Origin of the sequence: Undibacterium sp. Di26W (assembly GCF_049340265.1) — a bacterium.
Taxonomy (GTDB): Bacteria; Pseudomonadota; Gammaproteobacteria; order Burkholderiales; family Burkholderiaceae_D; genus Undibacterium.
On record NZ_JBMPOR010000035.1, the window covers coordinates 19087 to 45919 of the forward strand.

Sequence of the window (26833 nt, forward strand, 5' to 3'; positions counted from 1 at the left end):
GAAAACCGGCCACGACCGGGTTGGTACTAACACCGTTTATTAGTCACCGGATCAAACCAGTGTACGGCATCTGCCGCAAAACCTACCGAGGTATGCTGGCCCGCTTCTACAGCCGTACCGGCAGGCGTTCTTATCACCACAGACTGTTCACCACAGAGTCCATGTACCAGCAAATCCGCGCCCAGCGATTCCACCAGTTGCACTTCCAGCGGCAGGCCGGGCATGCCTATGAACAAATGTTCTGGTCGCACACCCAGTATCAATTCACGGTGCGCGACGCGCTCTGCTTCGCTTTGCACCAGCGGCAATGACACCAGCGCCGGCCCTATCTGCATCTGACGCCCGCTTTCACTGAGCTTGCCACGCAACAGATTCATGGGTGGAGAGCCGATAAAGCTGGCGACAAAGGTGGTGGCTGGCGTGCCATATACTTCTGCCGGGGTCCCGATCTGTTCCGCCACGCCGCCATTCATGACTATCATGCGCTGGCCCAGGGTCATAGCTTCTACCTGATCATGGGTGACATACAGGCTGGTGGTTCCCAAAGTCTTGTGCAGACGCTGAATTTCCAGGCGCATCTGCACCCGCAGTTTGGCATCCAGATTCGACAAGGGCTCATCAAACAGAAACACTGCCGGTTCCCTGACAATGGCACGGCCCATCGCCACCCTTTGTCGCTGCCCGCCCGACAGCTGGCGCGGCGTTCTTTGCAACAGCTCGCCCAGTTCCAGTATCTGCGCTGCCTTCTGCACCCTGGTTTCGATATCGGCTTTGGAAAAGCCACGTATCTTGAGCCCATAGGCCATATTCTGATAGACGCTCATATGCGGGTATAGCGCATAGTTCTGAAACACCATGGCAATATCACGGTCCTTGGGTTCCAGTTCATTGACGATGCGCTCACCAATGATGATATCGCCGGACGTGATTTCTTCCAGCCCGGCCACCATGCGCAATAAGGTAGATTTGCCACAACCCGAGGGGCCTACCATGACGATGAATTCGCCATGCCGTATGTCTATGGAGATGCCATGAATGACATCAACGGCCTTGTCTCCCTTGCCATAGGTTTTTTTGACGTTTTTTAATTGGACCTGTGCCATATATTTATTCTGTAAGCATTACAAATTGAAGTCCGGTCATGTGTTCGCCATTTTTTGTCAGGCTTTTATTTCTCGGCATCGACCAATCCTTTGACAAACCATTTTTGCATGACGACCACTACCAGGCCTGGCGGCAGCATGGCCAGCAACAGGGTCGCCATGACCATATTCCATTCGACCGCCGCATCACCACCGGCAATCATGCGTCTGATACCAACGCCTATGGGGTACATGTTTTGTTCTGTCGACACCAGCAAGGGCCACAGGTACTGATTCCAGCCATAAATGAACATGATGACGAACAGGGCAATCACATTGGTGCGTGACAAGGGCCACAGGATATCGATAAGAAAACGTATCGGGCCGGCACCGTCTATGCGCGCCGCTTCTGCCAGTTCATCCGACACAGTCAGAAAAAACTGACGGAACAGGAAAGTCGCCGTCGCTGACGCAATCAACGGTACTGTCAGCCCGGCATAACTATTGAGCATGGACAGATCAGACACGACCTTATAGGTAGGACTGATACGCACTTCCACCGGCAGCATCAGGGTAATGAAGATCATCCAGAAAAACAGGCTGCGTCCCGGAAAGCGGAAGTACACCAGTGCAAATGCGGACAGCATGGAAATGGAAATCTTACCTACCGCTATCATCAATGCCGACACCAGACTGACCCATAGCATGCGCCCTATCGGATTGCTGGCGACATTGCCGGACGTGCCGCTATCAAGTACCGCGCTGAGGTTATGCCATAACTGGTCACCAGGAATCAGTGAGATCGGTGCCAATGCCGACTGTTCTGCCGTTTGCGTGCTGGCGACAAAAGCAACATAGATGGGGAACACCACCAGGCTGACACCCAGTATCAGGATAAGGTGGCTGAACATTCCCAGGAAAGGACGGCGTTCTATCATGTTCAATACTGCACTTTCTTTTCTACATACTTGAACTGCACTACGGTAAGGACGATGACGATGCTCATCAGTATCACCGACTGCGCCGCTGCACTGCCCAGGTCACCGCCCTTGAAACCGTCATTGAATACCTTGAACACCAGGATTTCGGTATCCTTGCCTGGCCCGCCTTGCGTGGTTGCTTCCACAATCGCAAAGGTATCAAAAAAGGCGTAGACAATATTCACCACCAGCAGGAAAAAAGATGTCGGTGTCAGTAAAGGAAAAACGATGGTGAAGAAGCGACGCCATGGCCCGGCACCATCAATCGCCGCTGCCTCTATCAAGGATTTGGGAATGGATTGCAGACCCGCCAAAAAAAACAGGAAGTTGTAGCTGATCTGCTTCCACACTGCCGCCAGCACGATCAATATCATGGCATGCTGTCCGTTCAAAAGACTATTCCATTCGATGCCGATTTCTCGCAAGGCATGCGCCACGATACCCAGTGTGGGATTCAGCAGGAACATCCACAAAACGCCGACCACCACGGGTGATACGGCATACGGCCAGATCAGCAAGGTCTTGTAAAAAGAACTGCCCCTGACCACGCGATCGGCAAACACCGCCAGCAACAAAGAAATACCCAGCCCCAGCACCGCCACCAGGAAAGAAAACAGCGCCGTCGTCTTGAAGGCCGCCAGGTAGGTAGGATCAGCAAACAAGTCTTTGAAATTATCCAGCCAGACAAATTGCGAAGATATGCCAAATGCATCCTGCAACAGTACCGACTGATATAAGGCCTGGGCAGCAGGCCAGAAAAAAAACAGGATGGTCACCACGATCTGCGGCAGCAACAACAGATAGGGTAGCCAGACCGATCGAAAGCGTGCGCGTTTTTCCAAAGAATCCTCGAATGTTTAGTCAATAAAACCTAAAAGCTCACCACGGAGGCACAGAGACACAGAGAAAGTAAAAAGATGAATATGCATTTCCTTGCCTCTTGAGGATTTTCTCTGCATTTCCTCTGTGTCTCCGTGCCTCTGTGTTGAGAGGTCTTGATTTTACTTATTCGCTTTTTCGAAACGTTCCAGCAATTCATTGCCACGGGCGACTGCACTATCCAGTGCTGCCTTGGCTGGTTTCTTACCGCCCCATACTGCTTCCAGCTCCTCATCCATGATGGTGCGGATCTGTACGAAGCTGCCCAGGCGTATGCCACGCGATTTGTCGGTGGTCTTGACGATCATCTGTTGCACGGCAACGCCGGGGCCCGGTGTCTTTTCATAAAAGCCCGAGCTCTTGGTCAGTTCATATGCAGCATTGGTAGTGGGCAGGTAGCCGGTTTCCTGATGCCATTTGGCCTGTACCTCTGCCTGTGAAAGAAATTTATAGAACTTGGCAACCCCTTTGTATTCTTCTGTCTTTTTGCCATTCATGGCCCACAACGATGCGCCGCCTATGATGGTATTTTGTGGCGCACCTTTGACGTCGGAATAATAAGGCAAAGGCGACACGGCAAATTTAAACTTGGCGTTCTTGGCCACATTGCCATAGGCTGAACTGGATGAGGTCAGCATGCCGCATTCGCCGGAATAAAACTTGGCTTCTGGTTCATTCTTGCGGCCGGCATAGGTGAAATAGCCCTGCTTGGCCCAGTTTTCCAGATTTTCTATATGTTTGACGTGTAGTGGGCTATTGAACTTCAGGCGCGCATCCAGGCCACCGAAGCCATTGCCTTTGGATGCAAATTCAACATTATGCCAGGCAGAAAAACTTTCCAGGTGCACCCAGGTTTGCCAGCCAGTTGTATAAGCGCATTTTTCTCCATTGGCTTTCAGGCGGGCGGCGGCGGCCACCACTTCCTGCCAGGTAGCGGGTGCCTTGTTGGGGTCCATGCCGGCTTTGGCAAACATGTCCTTGTTATAGTAAAACACGGTGGTCGAACTATTAAACGGGAAAGACAGCATTTCACCTTTCGGCGAGGTGTAGTAACCAGCAACCGCGGCCACATAGCCAGACGTATCAAATTTCTCGCCTGCGACCCTCATGACTTCCGACACAGGCTTGATCGCGCCTTTGGCATACATCATGGTGGCAGTACCTACTTCAAATACCTGCAGGATATGCGGTGCATTGCCAGCCCTGAATGCCGCTATGCCGGCAGCCAGCGCTTCGTCATAACTACCCTTGTAGACGGCCGTCACCCGGTATTCTGTCTGGCTTTTATTGAATTGCTCGGCCAGGCCGGTAACGCGCTCGCCCAGTGCACCTGTCATGGAATGCCACCAGCTGATGTCGGTCACGGCATGGGCAGACCCGGCAAGGCCCATGCATACAGCAGCACTTACCATACGCAATTTGGTATTGAATTTCATAAGCTGTCCCCGAAAGTTTTATTAGCGTATTATTTCTTGCAATAACACTACGATAGCATTGCATACAATCCAGTGTATAGATAGCACTTATAATTCTGCCCGTGTGCAACAACAAAGCTGAGTCATGAATCACTTGTATTCTCGTCTGCATCTGTATTTCAAGCTGGTCAGGATGGATAAGCCCATAGGCATACTGTTATTGCTGTGGCCGACCCTGGCAGCACTGTGGCTGGCCTCGCAAGGAAAGCCAAGCTGGCAACTGGTGCTGGTTTTCAGTGTGGGCACGGTGCTGATGCGCTCTGCCGGTTGCGCCATCAATGACTATGCGGACCGTGATTTTGACCGGCACGTCAAGCGCACTGCCGAAAGACCGCTGACTAGCGGCAAGATCAGTGGCAAGGAAGCGGTAGGCGTGGCGGTGGTATTGGCCCTGATCTCTTTTGCCCTGATCCTGCCGCTGAACACCCTGACCAAGCAATTGTCGGTTGCTGCGGTGCTGGTGGCTGGCAGTTACCCCTATTTCAAGCGGTTTTTCGCCATTCCACAGGCTTACCTGGGCATTGCCTTTGGATTTGGTATCCCGATGGCTTATGCTGCAGTGCAAGATACGGTCCCCGTGAGTGCCTGGATATTGTTACTGGCCAATGTCTTCTGGGCCGTGGCCTATGATACTGAATATGCCATGGTGGACCGTGACGACGACCTGAAAATCGGTATCAAGACCTCAGCCATCACTTTTGGCCGCTATGATGTACTGGCAATCATGCTGTGCTATGCCATCAGCTTTGCCCTGATACTGGCAGTAGGCTGGCAAGCCGGCCTGCGCACCTGGTTTGTGGCGGGCATGGGGGTGGCTGTGCTATTCGCGGTTTACCATTACAGCCTGATACGCGAGCGTGAACGCATGGCCTGTTTTGCCGCCTTTCTGAATAACAATTGGTTGGGTGCAGCAATCTTCGCTGGCATTGCGCTGGACTATGCAGTAAAGTAAAACCATAGATTGCTACTTATTCAATTTTCTTGCGGGTCCTTGCGTTTCGACAAACCCGCCCCCATCTTTTTGCATAGACTGAAGTTAATTCACTTATTTAATTCACTTGTTAATTCACTTCCCAACCAGAAAGGAAACATCATGAGTACAGTAGATGAGCATAAAGAACAATTGATGAATGACCTGCATCTTGTTATCCGTGATGCAGAAGATTTGCTGAAAAACACCGAGCAACAAAGCGGTGAAGGCTTCAGAGCAGCCAAAGCCAAGTTTGAAAAAACCCTGAAAAATGCCAAGGCAGAAGTCGAACGGATTGAAGACCTGGTCGTCACCCGCACCAAAGAAGCCGCCCGTGCCACCGATGTCTATGTCAAGGAAAACCCATGGCAATCTGCCGGCATTGCTGCTGGGGTTGGCTTGCTGGTAGGTCTGCTCATCGGCCGTAGCAAATAAATTCATGGCCATTACCGATTCGCTGGCACAACTGGCATCGACACTGATCAGCAGTGTCCATACACGCCTGGAATTAGCCTCGGTAGAGCTGGAAGAAGAGCTGAATCGCTTTTCTTCCAGTTTGTTGTGGTCGCTGGCAGCCATGTTTTTTGCCGGTCTGGCGATACTGGTCGCCATACTGACGCTGATTGCGCTGTTCTGGGATAGCTATCGCTATACCGTCCTGTTATCGCTGCTGGGCCTGTTTTCGCTGTTGGCCATCGGTATTTTTTTGCGCGTACGCAGTGCCATGCGCAACAAACCGGCATTTCTGTCCTACACACTGGCGGAACTGAAAAAAGACAGCGCCAGCTTACACAGTGCTGACCGCACCGTCGTAAAAGAATAGGCATTCAGTCATGGCGAAACGGCAAGAAAAACTCGCTCAGAAACGTCAGGCTCTATTGCTGAAAATACAGGCACAACGCAGCCTGATGACCATCTATGGCACAGAAATCCGGCAATCGTTAAACCTGGTGGATATGGCCAGTGATCTGTTTGGCAAAATGGGCGATTCTGCCCGCCGTCGACCGATTGTCAGCATCATCATTACCGCCGTGGTCATGGTGCTTAAACCAAAGCGCGCATTCGCGGTTGCCAAATCCGCTTTAATGGGCTGGCAAATCTGGCAAAGCCTGTCCAGCCTGGTGAAACACTTGCGTCAGAGCAGGGACAAGCCTCTACATTGAAGGCTTATCCCCCAAAGTGACAATCAAATAATAATCCGGCAATATTCACCAGCGCAAAAGCCCTCCCGCCCTCATCAATAGCGACACTGTCCAACACAAGTTATCCGATAGACGAATAAGCCGGCTGCATAGCCTGTTAAAATGCATTCTTGACGGTAACTAAAACGTTTTTTGCAGCCAGGGAAGCGAAAATAAAATGAAAGCAGTAATCCTTGCTGGCGGACTTGGTACGCGGCTCAGCGAAGAAACCACGGTCAAGCCGAAACCTATGGTCGAAATTGGGGGTAAACCCATACTTTGGCATATCATGAAAACCTATTCCCAACACGGAATCAATGACTTCGTGATTTGCTGCGGCTACAAGGGTTACCTGATCAAAGAATATTTTGCCAACTATTTCCTGCATAGCTCGCATGTCACTTTTGACTTGCCGCGCAATGACATGCAATTGCATCAGAACAGTTCCGAACCCTGGCGTATCACGCTGGTAGATACCGGAGAAAATTCAATGACAGGCGGTCGTTTGAAGCGAGTTAAAGACTTTCTGGACGATGAAGATTTTTGTTTTACCTATGGGGATGGCGTTGCAGATGTTGATATTGCTACCTTGCTTGAGTTTCATCGCAAGGAAGGACGGCTGGCAACGGTCACCGCGTCCAAGCCACCCATACGGTTTGGCGTACTGGATATCGTCGGCAACCAGGTCAGCCAGTTCCGCGAGAAATCTGCAGGTGACGGCGCCTGGATCAATGCTGGCTTTTTTGTGCTGTCACCCAAGGTATTGGATTTGATTGATGGTGACGCCACGGTCTGGGAAAGTGAGCCACTGGAAAAACTGGCCGCCAACGGACAATTATCGGCCTATCAACATCACGGTTTCTGGCACCCTATGGATACCCTGAGAGACAAGAATCACCTGGAAAATTTGTGGGAAACCGGAAAAGCCCCATGGAAAACCTGGGGCTGATCTTGCAACATAGCCGCCATTACGCGGCTGATGGGTACCAGACTGGCGCTAACTGAGCACCTGCTGACCATATCCTATGATTGAGTTATTCCCCAGTAGTCGAAATACCCGGATGTCAACATGACGCAAAGCGAAAAAAAACAGATACTGCGAACACAAATTGCTGCATTGGTTGAGCAATATGCCGACCTGGCATTGAAACCGGACGCTTTTTTCCCGGGCGTGACTGCGATCCCCCCTTCGGGCAAATTGCTGGATGCCTCTGAAATAAAAAACATGGTGGATGCCGCACTGGATGGCTGGCTGACCACCGGCCGTTTCAATACCCAATTTCAGGAAGAACTGGCGGCCTTCATTGGTGTCCAACACTTAATTACCGTCAATTCAGGCTCATCGGCCAATCTGGTTGCATTCAATACCCTGACCTCACCCAAATTGGGAGACCGGGCGATACAACGTGGCGACGAGGTCATCGCCGTCGCTGCGGGCTTTCCCACCACGGTGAATCCCATTTTGCAGTTTGGTGCCGTGCCGGTTTTTGTCGATGTCGACAAACTCACACACAACATTGATGCCGACAAGATAGAAGCAGCCATCACGCCAAAAACAAAAGCCGTCATGCTGGCACATTCGCTGGGCAATCCTTTCAATCTGGATGCGGTCACGGCTTTATGCAAAAGGTATCAATTGTGGCTGGTTGAAGATTGCTGTGATGCCCTGGGCAGCACCTATCGCGGCCAGATGGTCGGTACTTTTGGCGACATCGCAACCCTGAGTTTTTATCCCGCCCATCATATTACGATGGGTGAAGGTGGCGCGGTATTTACCAATAATGCAGAGTTGATCGGCATTGCAGAAAGCTTCCGCGACTGGGGGCGTGACTGTTATTGCCCGCCTGGCAAGGACAATACCTGTGGCCAGCGTTTTTGCTGGAAGCTGGGTGATTTGCCGGAAGGTTATGATCACAAATATACCTATAGCCATCTCGGCTACAACCTGAAGATCACCGACATGCAGGCGGCCTGCGGGCTGGCTCAGGTTGGTAAAGCGGCACGGTTTATCGAGACACGCAAAGCGCATTACCAGTTTCTCAGACAGCGTTTGCAAGCCTGTGAAGAATTTGTCAACCTGCCGGCACCTACAGAGCATGCTGATCCATCCTGGTTTGGTTTCCCGATTACGTTGAAAGAAAACTGTCCGGTCACCCGCCTCGATTTGCTGACGTATCTGGAGCAAAACAAAGTCGGTACACGCCTGCTATTTGCCGGCAATCTGACTCGCCAGCCGTATATGCGCGATGCCGCTTATCGCATCAGTGGCGATCTCAGCAACACCGACTATCTAATGAATAATACTTTCTGGATAGGCGTGCAACCATCATTAAACTATGAGATGCTGGAATTTACAGCAAAAAAAATAGAAACCTATTTAGGTCTGAATTTCTGACACCAAAGCCTGCCCATGCCTACCGCGATATCACAACAAGGCCTGATCCTGCTGCATCCTGAAGATGATGTTGCCATCTGTCGCACACAGATGATGGGTGGCAGCACTGCAGACGGGCTGAACGATCGGCTGAACGATCGGCTGAATGTCAGGCTGATTATCAGGGGCCTGATTCCCGCCGGGCACAAGGTCGCACGCCATGCCATAGCGACCGGACAGCCAGTGCGACGCTATAACCAAATTATCGGTTTTGCTTCCAAAGCCATCCTGCCTGGCGAGCACGTACATACCCACAATCTGGTGATGGGCGACTTTGACAAGGATTATGCCGTCGGTGCCGATGTCAAACCGCAGTCCTTCAAACAGCATACCGGTTTCATGGGTATCAAACGTCGCAACGGCCAAGTCGCTACCCGCAACTACATAGGTATCCTGTCCAGCGTTAACTGTTCCGCCACTGTCGCACGTGCGATAGCCGATCATTTCAGGTCATCCCAAGTGCTGGCAGATTTTCCGAATGTCGATGGCGTGGTCGCTCTGACGCATGGTGCGGGTTGTGGCATGGATGATCATGGTGCCGGCATGCAGGTTTTGCAACGCACGCTGGCAGGCTATGCATTGCACCCTAATTTCTCCGCCATCTTGTTGATTGGTCTGGGCTGTGAAGCCAATCAGATATCTTCACTGCTACTGAATGGCGGTCTGCAGGAAGGTGAACAGTTCAAGACCTTCAATATTCAGGATGTTGGCGGTACCGGCAAAGCTGTGGAACGCGGCATAGAACTGATCAAGACTTTCCTGCCCGCTGCCAATGCAGTCCAGCGTGAACTATGCGATGTCAGCCATATTGTGGTTGGCCTGCAGTGCGGTGGTTCTGACGGTTACTCCGGCATCAGTGCCAACCCGGCGCTGGGCCATGCGGTGGATTTGCTGGTCGCTTATGGGGGCACAGCCATACTCAGTGAAACACCGGAAATTTATGGCGCAGAACATTTATTGACACGTCGCGCCAGCGCGCCAGCCGTTGCAAACAAACTGCTGGAACGCATACGCTGGTGGGAGCAGTATGTGCAAATCAACCAGGGCGAGATGAATAATAATCCGGCTCCCGGCAACAAGGCTGGCGGTCTTACCACCATATTGGAAAAATCACTGGGAGCAGTCGCCAAAGGGGGCACCAGCAATCTGAATGCAGTTTATGAATACGCCGAAGCAGTGACCGAGCGCGGCCTGGTTTTCATGGATACACCAGGTTACGATCCGGTCAGCGCCACTGGCCAGGTGGCGGGCGGTGCCAATCTCATTTGCTTCACCACCGGCCGCGGTTCAGCCTATGGCTGCGCCCCTAGCCCGTCCCTGAAACTGGCCACCAACAGTGATTTATGGCGCCGGCAAGAAGCCGACATCGATATCAATTGCGGTGAGATCATAGACGGTGTAGCGACAATAGAAGAAATGGGTGAACGCATATTCCAGGTCATACTGGCAACCGCTTCAGGCAACAAATCGAAAAGCGAATTGCATGGTTATGGACAAAATGAATTTGTGCCATGGCAATTGGGCGCAGTCATGTAATCAATTCCAGGAACCATGTGTTTGCTTACAAGCAGGAAAAGCAGGAACAGACGACATCAACCCATCATCAAAAGCTGCAGCAACCAATGAATACTGATAAATCAAAACTCGTCAAAGTCTCGGACTATATCTGCTCACGCATCAGGGAACTGACAGGGTCCAGCCATGTATTTTTGTTGTCGGGTGGTGGCATGATGCATTTGCTGGACAGTGTGGGCAGCAGTGAGCTGACTTCCTTTCCCATGCATCATGAACAGGCGGCGGCTATCGCTGCCTATGCCTATGGTCGTACAATCAACAGCACTGGCGTCTGTTTTGTGACATCCGGCCCGGGGGCCACGAATGCCCTGACTGGCGTGGCTGGCGCATTCACCGACAGTGTGCCAATGCTGCTCATTTCTGGCCAGGTTTCTACCCTGTTTTCGCAAAGACAACATGGCTTGCGCCAGCGTGGCTTCCAGGAATTCAATATCATCGACGTGGTCACGCCGACGACGAAATATGCCAGGTTTGTCGACAATGCGCAGGATGTCCGTTACGAACTGGAAAAAGCCTGTTTCCTGGCACGTGCCGGACGCCCGGGCCCGGTGTGGCTGGATTTACCGCTGGATGTACAGGCAGCCAGCATAGACCCGGACAGCTTGCGTGGCTTCGACCCTGTTGCAGAAGGTCTGGCAGACCTGAACCCTGCCCCTGATCGGCAACTGGTGCAATCGATATTGACACATCTGCGCAATGCCAAACGCCCCCTGATCGTACTCGGTCATGGCGTCTGGCTGGCAGGTGCAAAAGACGAAGCCAGGCAATTGCTGGAACTGCTGAACATCCCCGTGCAGACCACCTGGAATGCGATAGATCTGGTACCGGAAGCCAATCCAAATTACTTTGGCCGCGCCAATGCCTATGGCCCCAGATACGCGAATTTCATTATCCAGAATGCGGACTACCTGCTCAGCATTGGCGCCCGTCTAGGTGTCCAGCATACCGGCTACAATGTCGAAGCCTTTGCACGCGAAGCCTTTGTCGACATGATTGATCTTGATCCGGCTGAAGCCAGCAAGCCATTCCTGAAAGTGGACCGCTTTTCGCGTTGCGACGCCAAAGCACTGATCACGGCCCTGATCAGCGAGTTACAAAAACAGCCGCAGAGCATGACACCACCCGTCGAATGGCATGCCTATTGCAATCGCATCAAAGCCAGTTACCCTATCGCCCCCAGCCTGCAAGAGGCGGGCCCGGAACAACTGGTCGATCCTTATTACTTCGTCGAAGCATTGTCCGACTTGTTGCCGGACGATGCGCTGGTGCCACTGGGATCGTCCGGAACTTCATTTACGGTTTCTGGGCAGGCTTTCCTGCCGAAAGCAAGGCAGCGGGTATTCCATGCCAAGGGCATGGCAGCCATGGGCTTTGGCATGCCATCAGCCATTGGGGCCAGCGTGGCGCTGAACCACAAAATGGCAGTTACCCTGGTGGGTGACGGCGGTTTCCAATTGAATGTGCAAGAACTGCAAACCATGGTGCATCACGCCTTACCGATCAAGATATTCGTCGTCAATAACGGTGGTTATCACGCCATACGCGTGACCCAGGAAAATTATTTTAATCAGCGTTATGTCGGTTCTACAGCGGAAAGCGGCGTGTCCCTACCATCGCTGAAAAAGATAGCCGATGCGTATGGCTTGCACTACCGCGTCATTCAAAACAATGCAGTCGTCAGGGATGAAATTCATGCCACTCTGTCTAACCAGCAACCTGAAATCATCGAGATCATGGTTGATCCGCACAGACATCTGATGCCCAAACTGGGGTCGTATATCAAACCGGATGGCACCATGGCTTCACGTCCGCTGGAAGATTTGCTGCCGTTGCTGGAAAGAGATGAATTCCGCGCGAACATGTACACCAAGCCTCTGGAATAAAGACCGCTATGAAAACCAAAATCTTATTCATGGGAGCAGGTGCAATAGGCCGGGGTTACCTGCCCTGGACACTGGACGCCAGCAAGCATGAATTTGTATTCATCGACAGCAATCCCGGTATTGTTGACCATCTCAATACCCACGGCGGCTATACCACTTATCGGGTGAATGCTGACGAATATCAGCACATGCAGGTAGAGGTCAGCGCTGCCTATACGCCAGCCAATTTCAAACTGGAAGATCACCAGGATGCCGTAGCCTGTTTTTTTTCAGTCGGCCCGCGCAATGTCAGCAAGGCAGCACAGATAATGGCAGGCTCGACTATCCCGTTGATCATGTGCGAAAACGAACCGGAGACTGTCGCTGTCGCCAAACGTGTAGTCGGACATGATGCTGTCTATTTCGCCGTCCCCGATGTCATTACCTCCAATACCGCACCAGCGCATTTACTGGAGCAGGACCCGCTCGCCATTACCACTGAGAATGGTGTGCTGTATGTCGAAGCCTGCCCGGCAGTCATTCATGGTGACATGGCCTTGCTGTCACGCGAAGAACTGCTGCGCATACAGTGGACCCCCAAGCTATACCTGCACAACACACCGCATTGCATCGCTGCCTATCTGGGTGCGCTGATGGGTGCAACCTACGTGCATGAAGCCATGATGCATCCGCGTGCGGCGCAACTGGTAGAAGGTGCCATGACAGAGATGCTGCAGGCACTGAAACTGCTATGGGATATTCCGCACGATTTTCTGGAATGGTATGCAGAAAAAGAACTGGCGCGTTTCCGTTGCCAGCTCTTGTTTGATCCGGTTGCCAGGGTGGCCCGTGAGCCACTGAGAAAACTTGAACTGCACGGCCGCCTGATCGGTGCAGCCCAGATGTGCCTGACTCTGGGTGTACTGCCGCAATATCTGCTGAAAGGCATAGTCGGTGCGGTCCTGTTTGAAGATGTCAACGACCCGGATCATCATATAGGTCTGATGCATGAAGCCATGGATACCGCCAGCTTCAACCGCTATGTACTTGGCCTGCGTCCGGGGGAGCCGCTGGATTTGATGTTGCGTGAAAAAATCGTAGCGATTACCACCGAACTGCGTGAAATCGCAAAGGATTGAATGTGGCTATCCGTACTGACAACGATGTAAATGACAACGAACTCATCAAGATCGCGCTGGATGCCGTACTGGCCGCCACCAAGATCGCTGATGGCTTCAACGGTGCTGCGACAGTCAGCCACAAAGGCAGCCTGCGCGATATCGTCACCCAGGCTGATATCGATATCAGCGAACTGCTAATCAAGCGCCTGAGCCTGAGCGGCCTGCCTGTCATTTCAGAAGAAAATTCAGATCAAAAAATACCTGTTGGCACAAGTTGCTGGGTAGTTGACCCTATAGACGGAACCGTTAATTTTTCGCATGGCCTGCCGCAATATGCCGTATCGGTCGGCCTGCTCGAAGATAACGTCTTCAGGCTTGGCGTCGTCTGTGCACCAGCCCTGAACGAATTGTATTTCACCCTCAACCCGGAACGGGCATTGATGAACGGCCGCCCTTTCACGCATGAACACCTGGGTATACAGGATGCGTTAACGGCGGCCAGTTTCAGCGCCAGGGTTCCCGAATCGCAATATACCCTGTTCAGGCAAATAAACGAAAGTACGCGCGGCTGTCTGCGTACTGGCAGCGCGGCCCTGAACATCTGTTGGGCCGCCACGGGCAAATTGCAGGCAGCTTACGGCTTTGCAGCAAAAATCTGGGACGTGGCAGGTGCACTGGCAATTGCCCGTGCAGCGGGATGTGAAATCCAGCTGCGGTATGCAGATGATCATCTGACCCTGGACTATTGCGTTGGGTCGCATGATGTCGTAAAGCACATCAGCCAGCTTGCGCAACAGAATGGGCTGGCAAATTTTGGAACTGACGATGAATAAATCTATCAATGAATTTGCAGATGTCCCTGTCGTCATCCTGTGCGGTGGCATAGGTGTGACGCTGAATGTAACGCACGGCCAACGCCTGAATAAAGGACTTGTACAGATTCAGGGAAAACCTCTATTCTGGTGGGTCATGTTGCAGTATGTCGTGCACGGTGCCCGTGATTTCATTCTGGCAGCGGGTGTGCAGCACGAGCAATTTGACCAGTTTCTCAAAAATTCCGAAGCGACGCAACTGGCTGGTGACATCTCCTGCTACGAGTTAAAGATTGGGCAGAACATCTGTCGTGTCCGCATCGTTGTTACTGAGCCAGATGCCACAACCGCTGCACGTCTACTGGCATGTCAGCCTTTCTTGCAGCAAAAACAGCACTTTGCCTTAACCTATTCAGACACATTGAGTGATGTTGATCTGACGGAAGAAATACGCCTGCACAAGCGACAAAACCTGGTTGCCACTATGGTGGCAACCAAACTGCCAGTACGTTTCCGGATACTTGGCATACGTACTGGGGAAACCCTGGTGCGCGCTTTTGCATCACGCCCGGTGATAGAGGCTGCGAATATTAACGGCGGATACTATGTCTTTTCGCATCGTGTCTGGGAGGCCGCATTCGGCCTGAGTAATCAGCTTGCGCTGGAAAATCAGCCTTTAGAATTACTGGCTGCTGCCGGTCAGTTGAATTCATTTGCTCATAATGGCGGCTGGCAAACTTGTGACGCAGAACGCGATATAGCCCAACTATCGAGGTTAGCCAGTTATCTGGAGTCTGCCGCCCAGGCAGATAACTGAACTTTACCAGCAAAGAGACGACCGTGCGAATAGCCATATTAGGTGCGACCAGTCAGATCGCCAGAGACTTGCTATTGTCGTTCTCTGCGCAAGACGATCATGATATCCTTTTGTATGCACGTCGGCCGGAAGCACTTACATCATGGCTACACGAACATGAGATACAGGACCGCTATCCAGTCGCTGGTTTTTCTGCCTTTGTTGTCGAAGAACAGTTTGATGCCATCATCAATTTTGTCGGTGTTGGCAATCCCGTACAAACAGCAGCACTGGGCATAGCGATCATAAAGCTGACTAGCGAGTTCGATGAGCTTGCTTTACGTTACTTGTCTCATCATCCTCGCTGCCGTTATCTGTTCCTCAGCAGTGGTGCTGTATATGGTACTGGCTTTGACAAGCCGGTTGACGAACAAACACGAGCCGAAGTTCCAATCAATCAGATGCAATCACATGACTGGTATGCACTGGCAAAATTGCAGGCCGAATGCAGGCATCGCGCTCTGTCAGACCAAGCCATTATCGATATCCGTGTTTTCAATTATTTCAGCGCCAGTCAGGATATGACTACCCGTTTCCTGATGGGGGATATTGTTTGCGCCATCCAGGACAATGCCGTCTTGCATACTTCGTCAGATTATATGGTGCGGGACTACCTGCATCCAAGTGACTTTCACCGAATGATTACTGCCTTGCTATTGGCACCGCCCACCAATACAGCAGTGGATTGCTACAGCAAGGCATTGATAGACAAACCCACCTTGCTGATAACCATGCAAGAAAAATTTGGACTGCGCTTTGACATGGTCCCAGTGACTACGGGTTTCAATGCAACTGGGAAAAAACCACATTATTACTCGCTGAACCGGCGAGCCGGTCGTTTAGGTTATGAACCTGAATTAACATCACTGGAAGGTCTATGCAGAGAAATGAACATCATTATGAGTAAGCCAAAACAATCCGTCTTTTCCTCAACAGATACAAAAAATACTGACGGCGCAAGAGCCCGCAAATAACAGATGCAATGAAAAAAATACTTGGCCACATCGGCATGGACAGTGCTGTCATCTATACCCTGTTTGGCAGAGGTTGGAGCATGCTGGCCGCATTGGTGACACTGTGGTTTATTACACGTCATTTGTCGGCCAGCGAACAAGGCTTTTACTATACCTTTGCCAGTGTCATTGGTCTGCAGATCGTGTTTGAACTAGGGATGAGCAATGTCGTCATGCAATTCGCCAGCCATGAGATGGCACAGCTTACCTGGCTCCCGGAGCGTATCCTGCAAGGAAATGAAAAAGCCCTGAGTCGACTGTACTCGCTGCTCAAGCTGATTGCACGGTGGTATGGAGCAATTGCACTACTCATTATTATCTTCATCTTACCTGCTGGTTATTATTTCTTTAATAGTAATGCAGCAGCCTCAAGCATTTCTTGGCAACTGGCCTGGATATGGTTAATAGTAGCTGCTGCTTTTAACATCCTACTGACACCGGTGTTTGCGTTATTGGAGGGTTGTGGCCACGTGGCACAGGTCGCCCGTTTGCGCATGCTTCAGAACATGGGGGGAAGTCTGGTCTGCTGGGGAATGTTAGCATCGGGAAGTGGATTATTAGCCATGCCCGCCATGAGCACTGTTATGCTCTTGATAGGGCTGTGCTGGTTATTTATCGTGTATGGTAAATTCTTCAGGGCACTGGCAACCACCTATTTGACTACCAGTAAAATTGACTGGAAAACTGAAATCTGGCCTTTGCAATGGCGTATTGCCATCAGTTGGTTAAGTGGTTATTTCATTTTTCAATTCTTTGTTCCTGTCCTGTTTGCTTATAGAGGCGCAATTGAAGCCGGGCAAATGGGTATGAGTCTCAGCATAGTCGGCGCTATTTCCACCGTCGCCATTGCGTGGGTCAACACCAGGGCTCCACAATTTGGCAGGCTGGCCGCAGTGCGACATTTTCGTGAACTGGATAGCATTTTTTTCCGTATCTTGAAGCAATCAACGGTAGTAATCATCCTGGGCACAATCAGTCTGTTGTCAATCAAATTATTTCTGGTTCGCACAGATCATCCACTGGATGCCAGGATATTGCCACTGGTACCATTTATACTGCTATTGCTGACTACTGTCGTAAATCATATTGTGTTCGGACTCGCAATTTATTTACGCTCACATAAAGAAGAACCATTCACATTATTGTCATTCGTCATGGCCATGTTGATCGCAGCAGCAAGCCTGTTACTGACCAAACATTTTGGTGCAACTGGCATGATGACAGCTTATTTTGTACTCACTGTGGGTATAGGATTTATCTGGGCTTGCTGGATTTTCAAAACCAAGCGGCTGGAATGGCAGACAACAAAGAAAGGAGAACAGATTGTCTAAACTGACGCTATCCATTTATATTCCCACTTATAACAGAGCAGATTTATTGCAGCACTTACTTAAGTCTATTGTCGCGGGAATGACGGTATGGCCGGATGATCTTGAGCTAATCGTTTCAGACAATGCATCAACAGATAACACCCAGGAAGTCGTTGCCAGTTTTATCCAGCAAGGCTTTCCTTTCATCAGTCTGCGTAACGCTGAAAATATCGGGGCTGACAGGAATTTCTGTCAGGGTTTTAGCAGGGCAAACGGAAAATATTTCTGGATAATCGGTGATGATGAAATCATGTACCAGGGAACAATCAGCTATGTCCTGGAACGATGTAGGTCTTTGGATATTGGTGTTTTATATCTGGCCAATGATGGGTTTGGTCACAATGAACAAGAGCATGTCCTAGAGCGCAGGGCCCCCAAAGATATCCGCGCAAAATTGCTGAACTCAAATGATTTTTTCAAATCAACCAACGTCTTTCTGACATTTATTTCTGCGAACGTCGTCAATCGCGAAGCAGTGCTTGCCTGCACGCCAGACTTTGATCCCAGCACTGAACTTAATACCTATCTGGTTCAGCTTACCTGGACCTTCACGGCACTCAAGGCATGCGAGCAGCATTTGTATGTGAATAGCAGAATCTTTGCAGCGCTGAGAGAAAACAGCAGCGGCTATCGCCTGGTCGAAGTATTTGGTGTAAATCTGGTGCAGATGACCAAGAAACATCTGAGCACCAGCATACCAAACGCAGAACGTATCATGGCCAATGCTGTGATTACCCGTTTTTTTCCGCGTCAGTTGATGAGCCAGTTCAGTAATGCTTCCAGTAAAAATAAATTTCTTGATGAAGATATCGTCGATGTCAGCACGAAATGCTTCAGCACCTATCCGCTATTTCATATTTTCCTGAAGCCCATCCTGACCGGTTCCAAGCCGACAAGACAGATTGTTTTCTTTTGCGTCAGGGTATTCAACAGCATCAACCGCTGGACAAAGTACCGTTTTCTTTAAACAAACCGGGGACGTGAAGATTGGCGGATCACGTTACTTCATCAGTACGTCCAAAGCGACACTGCCCCAGTTCCTGGCATAGCGGGCATATGCTCCAGAATATAACTCTGCGGCTATCGGTGGCAGACGTCGCCATCTCGGCTTGGGAAAATTCAACCGCCTTTGCAAATGGGCACATTTATCGACGCTGCCAGACAGGTGCTCTGGATGGACCTTCTCGCTACTGAGCAGACGTTGCTGCAACATGGACCACAGTGCCAGTTCGTCACGCAGATAAGCCTCACGGTCCGTCTGCAGGGCATTGCGTACCTGTGACAGCAAGGATTTTTTTCGTCCACCGATCTGATTATTGTCATGTTGCCGGTATTTCAGCAGGCACTCATCTACCGGCACGATATTGCCGCAGGCTGCTGCCAGCAGGGCGATCCAGGCATCATGATGCCAGGTTGGCGGTACCGGTAAAATCATTTCCCGCAATGATGCACGAAATGCCATGCTAGCCCCCATCACCAGAAAGCGCTTGAGCAACATACCAAACCCTGCGCTTCCCTGCATATACCGTCTGGCATTAGCATCAAATCTAAGCCCTTGCCACATGCTGTATCCCAGTGGCTGCAATGATGAATCCGTGACTTCGGCATCACTGAAGACGGCGGCAACGCTTCCATCCGCAAATACCTGGCTGATTTTTTCCAGTTTATCGCGACGCCAGACATCATCCTGATCTGATAAGGCGATGACGTCGCCGCTGCACAAGCCGGTTGCCTTGGCAAAATTAAGCCTTGAACCTAATCTATCCTGGTTGATAAAAAGACGCACGGGGAATGCTGCTTCGCTGGCAAAAGCACGAACCAACTCCGCCGTTGCGTCCGTGGATTGATCATCACAGACGATCAGTTCATAAGGCATGTGGGATTGAGTGCTAAAACTTTGCAATTGCTCCTGCAAATAAGTGGCCCCATTGTAGGTACACAGAGCAATCGAGATGCGGGTAGATGTCATAGGAAGACGCGTTACTCTTGCATGGTAGCGACAAGCCGCCATGCAAGAGTGGATGAACAGGATTTCAACCCATGAACTGCAGCTTTGCGCTACTCAGTTCTATGACATCTTTGTTTTTGAGTTGAACCGGCTTTGAATCGATAACGACATCATTCAGTTTCGGTTTGGTAGCACCTTCAATATGTGCAATAAAATAGTTTTTTTCCTGGCGCGTAATAGCTACCACCTGTACCGACGGGCTACCTATGGTCGTGACAGGCTTGGCTAACACCAACTCCTTACCCGCATTAGCACCTGTCAATACCTTGACTTTGGCAGGCAAATTCGAGGCTGCTGGTGCAGCGCCCGCCGCTGACGGACTGACCGATAGTGTGCCCTTACCCTGAGTATCTTTTTCAACCTGAAAACGCAATTTATATTTGCCGATATCAATTACGTCATCATGCTGCAGCAAATGTTTTTTGACAGGCTGGCCATTTACCATGGTGCCATTGGTACTGCCCAGGTCAAGCACAAATGAGCCATTCGAAGAAGTATCAACGGCGGCATGCTGGCCACTGACAGTCAGATGATCAATGACCACGTCATTGCTTGGCCGACGACCTATGGTCAGCCGTGATTTGCTGATTGTCAGTTCTTGTTGGACCAGACCATTAAAGGTGACGATAATTTTCGCCATAATCTCTCATCAATTCGTAAACCCCTGAACTACCGGGTAAAGGTTCTTTGCAACCAGGATTTGTTTTCTTCGCCAACCAGTTTGAACAGGATAACCGAAATATTGTCGAGGCCGCCATGATCATTCGCATGATCGATGAGTGCGCCGCAACATAATCGCATATCCGAACCGTAGCGATGAAGGATGGTGAGGATTTCATCATGACTGAGCATATCGGTCAATCCATCCGAGCAAATCAGGTACAGATCGTCATCCAGGGTATGGTGTATATGCAACTCTACCAGTAACTCTTCCTGGGTACCGACGGCACGGGTGATCAGGTTCTTGATGGATGAGAAACGCGCATCAGCCTCTGAAATCAAGCCTGCATTGATCTGTTCCTGCAGCACGGAATGATCTTCTGTGAGTCTGGTCAATTCTGCATCACGATAGCGGTATGCTCTGGAATCGCCGACATGGCCTAGCAAAAGCTTATCCTGTAGACAACAGGCGACCACGACCGTCGTGCCCATGCCTGCGCATTCGGGATTGGTTTGCGCGACATGCAAGACATTCCGATTGGCAGACTCGATGGCCTCCGTCATCCAGCGGGCCATGGCGACCGGTCTGGGGCCCATGGAAGGAAACCACAAGCCATCCATTTTGGTACACAGGTATTCTGCAATGATTTGCGAAGTCATGGCGCTGGCCACTTCACCGGCGTTATAACCACCCATACCATCAGCCAGGACGGCGCAGCCATAATCGGCACACACGACGATAGCATCTTCGTTATGCGCTCTGACTCGCCCGTTATCAGACAAGGCGGCAAATTCTAAAACACGCTGGTATGGCATCAATAAACGGCTGACAAAAATTTTTGCAAATTAATCAACAAACATCAAACCGCAAAACCGGATTGATTTTTCCTCTACAAGTTAAGCTTAACATTAAGGAAATCTATTTGCACTGGATATCCTCAGTAAATGCAAGCATAAACAAAAAGAGTCGCAAAATCTGCGACTCTTTTTAAACAACTATTTATACCCAAAAACCTTACAGCATGGCTTTCAGCAAACGGGCCATTTCAGATGGGTTTTTGGTTGCTTTGATGCCACATTCTTCCATGATATCCAGCTTGGCTTGTGCCGTATCAGCACCACCTGAGATCAGCGCACCTGCATGACCCATACGCTTGCCCGGAGGCGCAGTCACACCAGCGATAAAGCCGACAACTGGTTTCTTCATGTTGTCGCGTACCCAGTAAGAAGCATTGGCTTCATCAGGGCCACCGATTTCACCGATCATGATGACGGCATCTGTATCAGGATCATCATTGAACATCTTCATGATGTCGATGTGTTTCAGACCATTGATAGGGTCACCACCGATACCAACGGCAGAAGACTGACCCAGACCCAGTGCGGTCAATTGACCCACTGCTTCATACGTCAGTGTACCGGAGCGGGAAACCACGCCGATACGACCTTTACGGTGGATATGACCTGGCATGATGCCGATCTTGATTTCGTCTGGTGTGATCAGACCCGGGCAGTTAGGGCCGAGCAATTTTGTTTTGCTGCCGGACTTTGCCATGCGGTCTTTCAACATCATCATGTCACGGACAGGGATGCCTTCCGTAATGCAAATTGCCAGGTCCAGGTCAGCTTCTACAGCTTCCCAGATGGCAGCGGCTGCGCCTGCTGGTGGAACATAAATAACGGAGACTGTGGCACCAGTAGCAGCTTTAGCTTCGAATACGTTAGCAAAAATCGGGATGCCTTCGAAATCTTCGCCAGCTTTTTTCGGGTTCACGCCAGCGACGAAACAGTTTTTACCGTTTGCGTAATCGCGGCACATGCGAGTATGGAACTGGCCAGTTTTGCCAGTGATACCTTGGGTGATGACTTTGGTGTCTTTATTGATCAGGATGGACATATCTGTTCCTTGCGATTATTAAGCTTTAGCTGCAGCAGCTGCAACAACCTTCTGCGCTGCTTCTTCCATCGTGTCAGCCGCGATGATAGGCAGGCCAGAGTCAGCCAGCATCTTCTTGCCGATGTCTTCGTTGGTACCCTTCATGCGCACAACCAGTGGTACTTGCAGAGAAACTGCTTTGGATGCAGTAATCACGCCTTCGGCGATCACGTCACAACGCATGATGCCGCCAAAAATGTTGACCAGGATGGCTTTCAGGCCTGGGTTTTTCAACATGATCTTGAAGGCTTCTGTCACTTTTTCTGCTGTCGCACCACCACCTACGTCGAGGAAGTTGGCTGGTTCGCCGCCAAACAGTTTGATGGTATCCATGGTGGCCATCGCCAGACCGGCACCGTTCACCAGGCAGCCGATATTGCCGTCGAGGGAAATATAAGCCAGGTCAAATTTGGACGCTTCGATTTCAGCTGGATCTTCTTCATCCAGATCGCGGTAAGCAACGATTTCTGGTTGACGGAACAAGGCATTCGCGTCGAAGTTGAATTTCGCATCGAGTGCGATAACCTTGCCGGAGCCAGTCAGGATCAAAGGATTGATCTCAGCCAGGGAGCAGTCAGTTGCCATGAAGGCTTTGTACAAACCTTGCAACTGTACGCGCGCATCAGCGATAGAACCTTCAGGCACGCCGATTTTGCGGGAAATGTCGTCCGCTTCAGCATCTTGCAGGCCATTGGTCGGGTCGATCGCCAGGTTGTGGATCAGTTCAGGATGTTTTTCTGCCACTTCTTCAATATCCATACCGCCTTCGCTGGAGGCCATCAGGACCACGCGCTGGCTAATACGGTCAGTCACCATACTGACGTACAGTTCTTTTTTGATATCTGCGCCTTCTTCGATCAGCAGGCGACGTACCTTCTGGCCTTCAGGGCTGGTTTGATGAGTAACCAGTTGCATGCCCAGGATGGCATTAGCGTATTCACGCACTTGTTCCAGGGATTTGGCGACTTTCACGCCACCACCCTTACCACGGCCACCGGCATGGATCTGGGCTTTAACGACCCAGACTGGTCCGCCCAGCGTTTCGGCTGCTTTGACAGCTTCGTCAACAGACAGGCATGGAATACCGCGTGGTACTGTCACTCCGAATTTGCGGAGGATTTCTTTACCCTGATACTCATGAATTTTCATACGACTTCCCTTCAGACACTGAGGTATAAATAATTAAACAAACAAACTAGCTGGGTGATTTCACGCTGGGCAAGGTCTTTGACCAGCGCGGGTAATACTTGACAACCGCAGGCCCATCAGTACGCAGGGCATGGCAGCGATCGAGTTGAAAAGGTTGTTCTGACTGCTGCTCATCATCGGTTGCGCCATCGCGGGTATCAACGACATCACCAGCGAAAGCCTGGACTGCTGCAGTGGGTAAAATTTGCGCCATTTCGGTTAAATGGGTACAGCCATGAATGCCGGACAGGCGTTCTTTCACGCCCTGGCGGAACTGCCGAAGCAGGTTCAGGCCGATCAACTTCTTGTAATCTGGAGCAATCGCTTCACAATAACCGGGGTAAGGAACCGCGTCAGAGGCAGCCTCGACATCCACAACATTAAGTTGCAAATCGATGGTCAGGCGCAAGCTGAGGTCGTGAAGGGCCGCGCCATTCGGGCGCGTGCCGGAAGCGAGAGTAATATCGCGTGGCTTATAATCAGTAATACGGGCGTCAATATCCCACAACCCATCATCGCGCGCGAACGCTTCGATCTGGATAGTACGCGTATGTTTCAAGGCGCGTCTGTTGGTGGACGAAGATAAGGGCATCATGCCTGCTGGCGGCTCATTCTGAATAAATAGCCACAATTGCGTGTCGTTACCGCAGTTTCTACGATAACAGCCGCTCCTGCGGCCCTGCAAAAAAACCAGCAGAGTGTAGCACAGACCTGCGCCGAACTCATCATACGACTACAATTTAAGCAGATTTCTGCCTAAGCTTATGCAAAAATATAAGTAGAAAATCAATATTTTTGTTGGTGGTATTACTACACATCAAGATAGCTTTGCTGTTATTGCAACTCTTCGTCACGCGGTGCGCGCATCGCAGCCTGGGTGGCGCGGCCGGAAAAGCCTCTTTGCTGCAAAAATGCCGCTTGCTTCATCTTTTCCTGATGATCTTGCGGCGGATGCGGGAATTTTCTGTGCAAGACCTGAATCGCTCTTTCCAGTTCGGATACTTTCAAGTCTTCTTTCACATGCTCAATATCCTGCGCATCCAGACCATGGCTTTGCAATTCCGCCAGGATACGGTTATTGCCAAACCTGGCCTGACGCCGGTTCACCAGCGATTCAGAAAAACGCTCGCCAGACAGATACTTGGCTGCTTCCAGGAAATTCAGCACGCCTTCAATATCATCACCCTCTTCCGCATAACGCGCCAGCTTGCGCTCCAGTTCCATACGGCTATGTTCACGCATGGATAAATAACGTAGCGCCCTGGCTTTCAGGCTGAGTGGAGGTCTTTTCATACTTTACAAACAAAAATGCCAGTCAGACAGCGCAAATATCTCGCGCCACCAACTGGCATGATTCAAGGACCTGGGCCCTGGACCCATGGCCGGCCAGGCTTATTCAGCCGTTGCTGCCGCCATCAACAAAGGTACGCCCAAATGCAAGCGCACTTTGTTTTCAATTTCAAATGCCAACTCAGGACGTTCTCTCAGATAAGTACGTGCATTATCCTTACCCTGACCAATACGCTCACCATTATAGCTATACCAGGCACCGGCTTTTTCTATGATCTTGGCATCGGCCGCCAAATCCAAAATCTCACCTTCGCGTGAAGTACCTTCGCCATACATGATGTCAAAGTGCGCCTCTTTAAATGGCGGTGCCACCTTGTTCTTGACAACCTTCACCTTGGTTTCATTACCCACCACCTCATCGCCAGACTTGATGGAACCAGTACGACGAATATCCAGACGCACAGAAGCATAAAACTTCAGTGCATTACCACCTGTCGTGGTTTCCGGGCTACCAAACATGACGCCAATCTTCATACGGATCTGGTTAATAAAGATCACCAGCGTGTTGGTACGCTTGATACTGCCTGTCAGCTTGCGCAAAGCCTGAGACATCAGACGTGCCTGCAAGCCAGGTAAGGAATCACCCATATCGCCTTCAATTTCGGCACGTGGCGTCAATGCCGCCACCGAATCGATGACCACCAGGTCAACACTACCGGAACGCACCAGCGCATCGGTAATTTCCAGCGCCTGTTCACCCGTATCCGGCTGAGAAATCAGCAAATCAGACAGATTCACACCCAGTTTCTGGGCATAACCGACGTCCAGTGCATGTTCTGCATCGATAAACGCGCAAGTACCACCCAGTTTTTGCATTTCAGCAATAACCTGCAGTGTCAGCGTGGTTTTACCAGAAGATTCAGGACCGTAAATCTCAACGACACGGCCACGTGGCAAACCGCCGACGCCCAGTGCAATGTCCAGACCCAGCGAACCTGTGGAAACTACCTGTACTTCTTCCACCACCTCGCCATCGGCCATACGCATGACCGACCCTTTACCAAACTGCTTTTCTATCTGTGCCAGTGCGGCAGCAAGTGCCTTTGCTTTTTCTGAGGCATTTTCTGGTTTCTTATCGTCCATACATTCTTTCATTCAATAAGCGGCGGGTGGAAAAATGAACTGCAGGTTTAATTTCCTGCGTTTTGCAGTACTGTATAAAAAAACAGTGATTTATGCAAGCGACTTTTTCAAAATATCTTTTATGTAAGCTTTATACAGATAAAGCAAGTTGATTGTCGATGTCGAAATCCACTTAACTTGTCGATTTTCATTTAACTCTGAATTTTTCTCGCTTAACTTTGAATTTAATATTATGTATGGGGCGTTAAGAAATATCCTTTAACAAAGCATCTTGCTAGTTACTGGTTTTACATCTAAATATTCAAGTGGACAATAACTAATTCTGAAGTAGTTTTATCTTAAAAAAGGGAGGTACAAATCGCCCCTCCCTTCTTCAAATTACTTGTTATTTTCCTCCTTTCGTTTTTTTACAAAACCCTTTTGCAACACTTGCAACCAACTGCACAAAAACAGAATAGCCGCAATATCATTCTCATCGATCGTCAACGACGACTGGCCGAAAGCGATCTTCAACCACTTCCCGACCAAACGACAAACTATCGCGATCCCGACTGCAGTTATTTGAGGAGCTTTGAAAGTCATTTTTTGAACCTTTTCAATGATTTACGGCGGCCAGGGAAGCACGTTTTAACTGAGCGCGTGCGTGCTTATCGACCTGGCCGCCAAAGTCGAGAGCAAAAAATTTTTGGAATTAAAGAATGCGGTTTGAGAAAACGCGAGACAGCTAAGAACGCTCTTTTTCAAGAGCGAACGCGTGTCTTCTAAATAAGATAGCTGGGGATACCTACAGCTTTGATGATGAGGTTTTCTGAATACAAACCAATTGTCAGCGCCGTTCTGGCGCTTGGCTGAAAAGCCTTGTCAATGCTAGGGAACATCTGATTAAGGTCTAATTTTCTTAAATTTCAAAACCAAGTGCTGGTCATTCATAAAACGTGCACGCAAGAACATGTCTTTCAGTGGAAATTGGGACAGATTTATCCGAATCTCCCTTGTTC

At 50.4% G+C, this 26833-nt stretch carries 26 protein-coding genes; 14 read left to right on the forward strand and 12 right to left on the reverse strand.

The annotated features are described in order from the left end of the window. Positions 1-26: 26 nt before the first annotated feature. From ACO0LM_RS27015 to ugpB, 4 genes are all read right to left on the reverse strand, one after another. Entirely contained in the window at positions 27-1103 is a 1077-nt protein-coding gene (locus ACO0LM_RS27015) for a sn-glycerol-3-phosphate import ATP-binding protein UgpC (protein WP_423041777.1), read from the reverse strand. A 65-nt stretch (positions 1104-1168) separates the two neighbouring features. Beyond that, positions 1169-2020, reverse strand: a complete 852-nt coding sequence (ugpE, locus tag ACO0LM_RS27020; protein ID WP_423041779.1) for a sn-glycerol-3-phosphate ABC transporter permease UgpE — start codon at positions 2018-2020, stop codon at positions 1169-1171. A 2-nt stretch (positions 2021-2022) separates the two neighbouring features. After that, a complete protein-coding gene (ugpA, locus tag ACO0LM_RS27025) occupies positions 2023-2904 on the reverse strand; it encodes a sn-glycerol-3-phosphate ABC transporter permease UgpA (protein WP_423041781.1) in 882 nt (293 codons plus the stop codon). A 159-nt stretch (positions 2905-3063) separates the two neighbouring features. Continuing rightward, complete coding sequence (gene ugpB / locus ACO0LM_RS27030) at positions 3064-4377, reverse strand: sn-glycerol-3-phosphate ABC transporter substrate-binding protein UgpB (RefSeq protein WP_422987747.1); 1314 nt, start codon at positions 4375-4377, stop codon at positions 3064-3066. Between the two features lie 124 nt (positions 4378-4501). Here ugpB and ubiA point away from each other — a divergent pair, with 124 nt between their 5' ends. From ubiA to ACO0LM_RS27100, 14 genes are all read left to right on the forward strand, one after another. Next, complete coding sequence (gene ubiA / locus ACO0LM_RS27035) at positions 4502-5368, forward strand: 4-hydroxybenzoate octaprenyltransferase (RefSeq protein ID WP_423041783.1); 867 nt, start codon at positions 4502-4504, stop codon at positions 5366-5368. Positions 5369-5509: 141 nt separating this feature from the next. Then, complete coding sequence (locus ACO0LM_RS27040; RefSeq protein WP_423041785.1) at positions 5510-5821, forward strand: DUF883 family protein; 312 nt, start codon at positions 5510-5512, stop codon at positions 5819-5821. Positions 5822-5825: 4 nt separating this feature from the next. After that, complete coding sequence (locus tag ACO0LM_RS27045; protein ID WP_423041787.1) at positions 5826-6209, forward strand: phage holin family protein; 384 nt, start codon at positions 5826-5828, stop codon at positions 6207-6209. Between the two features lie 10 nt (positions 6210-6219). Further along, positions 6220-6549, forward strand: a complete 330-nt coding sequence (locus tag ACO0LM_RS27050) for a YqjK family protein (RefSeq protein WP_423041789.1) — start codon at positions 6220-6222, stop codon at positions 6547-6549. A 196-nt stretch (positions 6550-6745) separates the two neighbouring features. Continuing rightward, positions 6746-7516 carry a glucose-1-phosphate cytidylyltransferase gene (gene rfbF, locus ACO0LM_RS27055; protein ID WP_423041791.1) on the forward strand — a complete coding sequence of 257 codons (771 nt, stop codon included), beginning with the start codon at positions 6746-6748 and terminating at the stop codon, positions 7514-7516. Between the two features lie 120 nt (positions 7517-7636). After that, the gene (rfbH, locus tag ACO0LM_RS27060) at positions 7637-8962 is read left to right on the forward strand and encodes a lipopolysaccharide biosynthesis protein RfbH (protein ID WP_423041793.1); all 1326 of its coding nucleotides are present in this window, start codon (positions 7637-7639) and stop codon (positions 8960-8962) included. A gap of 15 nt (positions 8963-8977) precedes the next feature. Beyond that, positions 8978-10537, forward strand: a complete 1560-nt coding sequence (locus tag ACO0LM_RS27065) for a UxaA family hydrolase (RefSeq protein ID WP_423041795.1) — start codon at positions 8978-8980, stop codon at positions 10535-10537. Between the two features lie 86 nt (positions 10538-10623). Further along, a complete protein-coding gene (locus ACO0LM_RS27070; RefSeq protein WP_423041797.1) occupies positions 10624-12459 on the forward strand; it encodes a thiamine pyrophosphate-binding protein in 1836 nt (611 codons plus the stop codon). Positions 12460-12467: 8 nt separating this feature from the next. Further along, positions 12468-13577, forward strand: a complete 1110-nt coding sequence (locus tag ACO0LM_RS27075) for a hypothetical protein (protein ID WP_423041799.1) — start codon at positions 12468-12470, stop codon at positions 13575-13577. Positions 13578-13579: 2 nt separating this feature from the next. Then, complete coding sequence (locus tag ACO0LM_RS27080) at positions 13580-14392, forward strand: inositol monophosphatase family protein (RefSeq protein WP_423041801.1); 813 nt, start codon at positions 13580-13582, stop codon at positions 14390-14392. After that, positions 14385-15188 carry a sugar phosphate nucleotidyltransferase gene (locus ACO0LM_RS27085; protein ID WP_423041803.1) on the forward strand — a complete coding sequence of 268 codons (804 nt, stop codon included), beginning with the start codon at positions 14385-14387 and terminating at the stop codon, positions 15186-15188. Before ACO0LM_RS27080 ends, ACO0LM_RS27085 begins: the two co-directional genes overlap by 8 nt. Before the next feature lie 23 nt (positions 15189-15211). Beyond that, positions 15212-16201, forward strand: a complete 990-nt coding sequence (locus tag ACO0LM_RS27090) for an NAD-dependent epimerase/dehydratase family protein (RefSeq protein ID WP_423041805.1) — start codon at positions 15212-15214, stop codon at positions 16199-16201. Between the two features lie 212 nt (positions 16202-16413). After that, positions 16414-17571 (forward strand): hypothetical protein, encoded by a 1158-nt coding sequence (locus ACO0LM_RS27095; protein WP_423041807.1) that lies wholly within the window; start codon positions 16414-16416, stop codon positions 17569-17571. Further along, positions 17564-18577, forward strand: a complete 1014-nt coding sequence (locus ACO0LM_RS27100) for a glycosyltransferase family 2 protein (RefSeq protein ID WP_423041809.1) — start codon at positions 17564-17566, stop codon at positions 18575-18577. The genes ACO0LM_RS27095 and ACO0LM_RS27100 overlap by 8 nt, the downstream gene beginning before the upstream one ends. Before the next feature lie 33 nt (positions 18578-18610). Here ACO0LM_RS27100 and ACO0LM_RS27105 read toward each other — a convergent pair whose 3' ends face one another. The 8 genes from ACO0LM_RS27105 to recA form a co-directional block, all read right to left on the reverse strand. Further along, entirely contained in the window at positions 18611-19579 is a 969-nt protein-coding gene (locus ACO0LM_RS27105) for a glycosyltransferase family 2 protein (protein WP_423041811.1), read from the reverse strand. Positions 19580-19643: 64 nt separating this feature from the next. Then, positions 19644-20258, reverse strand: a complete 615-nt coding sequence (locus tag ACO0LM_RS27110; RefSeq protein WP_423041813.1) for an FHA domain-containing protein — start codon at positions 20256-20258, stop codon at positions 19644-19646. A gap of 29 nt (positions 20259-20287) precedes the next feature. Next, positions 20288-21094 carry a Stp1/IreP family PP2C-type Ser/Thr phosphatase gene (locus ACO0LM_RS27115; RefSeq protein WP_423041815.1) on the reverse strand — a complete coding sequence of 269 codons (807 nt, stop codon included), beginning with the start codon at positions 21092-21094 and terminating at the stop codon, positions 20288-20290. A 199-nt stretch (positions 21095-21293) separates the two neighbouring features. Then, positions 21294-22175: a succinate--CoA ligase subunit alpha gene (gene sucD / locus ACO0LM_RS27120; protein ID WP_423041817.1), complete on the reverse strand. Its 882-nt coding sequence runs from the start codon at positions 22173-22175 to the stop codon at positions 21294-21296. Positions 22176-22193: 18 nt separating this feature from the next. Further along, the gene (gene sucC / locus ACO0LM_RS27125) at positions 22194-23378 is read right to left on the reverse strand and encodes an ADP-forming succinate--CoA ligase subunit beta (RefSeq protein ID WP_422987772.1); all 1185 of its coding nucleotides are present in this window, start codon (positions 23376-23378) and stop codon (positions 22194-22196) included. A gap of 31 nt (positions 23379-23409) precedes the next feature. After that, positions 23410-23994, reverse strand: coding sequence for a DUF2889 domain-containing protein (locus ACO0LM_RS27130; protein ID WP_423041821.1), 585 nt, complete (start codon positions 23992-23994; stop codon positions 23410-23412). A gap of 242 nt (positions 23995-24236) precedes the next feature. Next, a complete protein-coding gene (gene recX, locus ACO0LM_RS27135) occupies positions 24237-24695 on the reverse strand; it encodes a recombination regulator RecX (RefSeq protein WP_423041819.1) in 459 nt (152 codons plus the stop codon). Positions 24696-24794: 99 nt separating this feature from the next. Beyond that, positions 24795-25835 (reverse strand): recombinase RecA, encoded by a 1041-nt coding sequence (gene recA, locus ACO0LM_RS27140; protein WP_422987731.1) that lies wholly within the window; start codon positions 25833-25835, stop codon positions 24795-24797. Positions 25836-26833 lie beyond the last annotated feature (998 nt).